Origin of the sequence: Mesorhizobium sp. M7A.F.Ca.CA.002.15.2.1 (assembly GCF_003998715.1) — a bacterium.
GTDB lineage: Bacteria > Pseudomonadota > Alphaproteobacteria > Rhizobiales > Rhizobiaceae > Mesorhizobium > Mesorhizobium ciceri.
On record NZ_RZPI01000707.1, the window covers coordinates 1 to 2,793 of the forward strand.

At 65.7% G+C, this 2,793-nt stretch carries 4 protein-coding genes; 1 reads left to right on the top strand and 3 read right to left on the bottom strand.

Annotation, left to right across the window (positions count from 1 at the left end; translation table 11 throughout):
* The coding region (locus tag ENZ74_RS27920; RefSeq protein WP_164761260.1) for a Gfo/Idh/MocA family oxidoreductase at positions 1–372 on the bottom strand (372 nt) is incomplete at its 3' end.
* Positions 373–568: 196 nt separating this feature from the next.
* On the opposite strand from ENZ74_RS27920, the gene ENZ74_RS27925 reads away from it, so the two are divergent.
* Positions 569–1,594: a LacI family DNA-binding transcriptional regulator gene (locus ENZ74_RS27925; protein WP_063168292.1), complete on the top strand. Its 1,026-nt coding sequence runs from the start codon at positions 569–571 to the stop codon at positions 1,592–1,594.
* 184 nt (positions 1,595–1,778) lie between these two features.
* Here ENZ74_RS27925 and ENZ74_RS27930 read toward each other — a convergent pair whose 3' ends face one another.
* Together ENZ74_RS27930 and ENZ74_RS27935 are read right to left on the bottom strand one after the other, a co-directional pair.
* Positions 1,779–2,093, bottom strand: a complete 315-nt coding sequence (locus ENZ74_RS27930; protein ID WP_013530988.1) for a hypothetical protein — start codon at positions 2,091–2,093, stop codon at positions 1,779–1,781.
* Between the two features lie 119 nt (positions 2,094–2,212).
* Positions 2,213–2,793 (bottom strand): trimethylamine methyltransferase family protein (locus ENZ74_RS27935; RefSeq protein WP_206522341.1); only part of this gene is annotated, 581 nt, incomplete at its 5' end.

The window sequence follows — 2,793 nt, forward strand, 5'->3', positions numbered from 1 at the left end:
GTTCTGCACGACCGCATGGATGCGCCCGGCGCGGCGCGCGGCCTCGACGATGGCGCGCGCATTTTCCGGACTGTCGGCGAGCGGCTTTTCCGTCAGCAGATGGCAATTGTGCGCAAAGGCGGACAGCGCGACCGCGCGCCGGGCGGCGGGAACCACGACATCGAACACCGCTTGCGGTTTGATCTGATCGAGGACGGCATCGAGGCTGCTGCCGATGACGGCATTGGTGAGGCCGTATTCGTGCGCCCGCGCCCGTGCCCTGTCGGCATCGAGATCCACAAGGCCGACAATGGCGAGCCCGTTGACTTGCTGCGCGGCATCGAGCCAGGCCTTGCTCATCGCTCCGCAGCCGACCAGGACGGCATTGATCATCCGGCGCTCCTCCTCCGCTCGGTCCCTCCAGACCGATCGTCACGGCATCCACGGCATGACCGTAAACGTTTTTCCGTAAACGTTTACGAGAACACACCCGAAGGCGTAGAATGTCAATTGGCCGCTCGTGAAAATCGTCCTGTCGCCTTGGCCTGAGCGGCTACCGGTGCTAGCCAAGCAAGGGGAGTACAGTCACTTGGCATCCAGCATTCATGACCTTGCCCGTCACCTGAACATTTCGATCGGCACGGTGTCGCGGGCGCTGAACGGCCGCGCCGACGTCAATGCCGACACGCGCCAGCGCGTGCTCGAGGCGGCCAGGACGCTCAACTATTCGCCGAACCAGTCCGGCCGCAGTCTGCGGCAAGGCGCCACCCATTCGATCGCCTTCATGCTGCAGCCGCATCCGGGCGACCAGCAATATGGCGAGCCGTTCTTCATTCCGTTCCTGATCGGGCTGCAGGCCAGGCTTGCGGAAAGCGGGCTCGACCTGACCGTGGTCATGGGCGCGCCGGGCGACTACCAGCAGGAGCGCCTGCGCCGCGTCGTCGAGACGCGCCGCGCCGATGCGGTGCTGCTGGCCTGGACGCGGCGCGAGGATGAACGCATCGACTATCTCACCCAGGCCGGCTTTCCCTTCGCCACGCTCGGCCGCAGCCGCTCCGGAACCAAGTCCTACCCTTCCCTCGACCTCGATTTCGAGAAGGCCGGCGCCGACGCGGTCGACCGCCTCGTGGCGCGCGGCCACCGCCGCATCGCCGCCGTCCGCCCGTCGCTCGACCTTAATTTCGGCTATCTGTTTTTGGTCGGCTATCGCAAGGCCTTGCGGCGGCACGGCATCGAGGTAGACCCCGAGCTGATCGCGTCCGGCTTCATCAACGAGGCCGGCGGCTACGGGGTGACGCCGCAGGTGATGCGCTCCAAGGCTCCGCCGACCGCCATCATCTTCAACAATGACGCGATGGCGCTGGGCGGCTGCAAGGCGCTGGCAGAGATGGGTATCAGGCCGGGTCACGACATGGCAGTGACCGTCATCGTCGACACGCCGCTCTGCCGCTATTTCTCGCCAGCCCTGACCGCCTTCCGCCCGGCGCTGGAGCCGATGGGACAACGGCTCGCGGAAATGCTGCTGGCGTCGCTTCCCGCCTTCGCCGGCCCGGAGGGTCCGCGGATCATCCGCGAGGTCTGGCCGCTGGAACTGGTCGCGCGCGACAGCGATTAATCGCAGCAGCAGGACCTGGCGAATTTGTCAAACGCTGAGCCAGGGTGTGTTGAGATTCAGGTCAGGCCGAGCCGAAAATGATGGCTTTTGAGAACCGGAGCGGAGCGGACATTCGGGTCCGTGAGCACCGGAAGCGCAGAAAGCCGTCGTTTGCAGGCCGGCCTCACCTGAATATCGACATACCCTAGTCCACCTTCTTCTCGCCCCGCTCCCCGGCCTTGACGATGTCGCCCGTGGTGAACAGGATTTCCTTCAGTTCCGCGCGCCAGTCCTTCTTCTGGCGCAGCAGGAATTCGAGATCCATGCCGAAATGCTTGAACTCCTCGCCCTGCGCGTTCTTCATGATGGCGCGCGCCTGCGGGTCCTTCTCCACCGACATGCGCTGTTCGTACCAGCTGATCGCTTCCGCCTCCTCGATCAGCGAGGTGATCATGCGGGCAAAGGTCCGCACCTCCTGCGACAGTTCTTCAGGCGGTTCGTGATACTGGTCGAAACCCATGTCGTCCTCCCCTCAAACAGCACACCGGTGCGCAGTGCACCGGCCGCAGCCTTGAATGCGCGGGAGGCGCTATAGGTTCCGGATCACGCCACAACCAGGGCGATCAGCGGGAGCCAGCCTCAAGACACCGGCGCTGCTCCGCCCTCTGCCGTGCGCCGCGCGATGAACTCGTCCAGCACGCCTGATGTGGCGACGGCCGAGGTCGGCGGCGCGAAATCGGCAAGCACCCGCCTCCAGACGCCGGTGGCGCGCTCGCTCGCCGTCTTCGAGCCGCTTTGCGTCCAGTTGCCGAAATTCGACCAGTCGGCCACCAGCGGTTCATAGAAGGCGGTGCGATAGCGCGCCATGGTGTGGCCGGCCGAGAAGAAATGCCCGCCCGGCTGCACCTCGGCGATAGCTTCGAAACCAATCGTGTCGGTGTCGCCGGGCGTCGCAGCACAAAGTTCAGCCACCGTCTGCAGCGCCTCGATGTCGGTGATCAGTTTCTCGAAGGAGACACTGAGGCCGCCCTCCAGCCAGCCGGCAGCATGGATGCACATCGTCGCCCCGGCCAGCACCGAGCCCCACAGCGCGAACTGCGTCTCGTGCGCGGCCTGTGCGTCGGAGATGTTGGCCGCACTGCCGCCGCCGGACCGCCAAGGCAGCCCGGTGAAGCGCGCCAGTTGGCCGGCGCCCAGCGTCGCCTTGACGTGCTCGGGCG

Excerpts from the sequence above, each read along its gene's own strand:
- ENZ74_RS27930 (WP_013530988.1), bottom strand. The coding sequence starts at position 2,093 with ATGGGTTTCGACCAGTATCACGAACCGCCTGAAGAACTGTCGCAGGAG.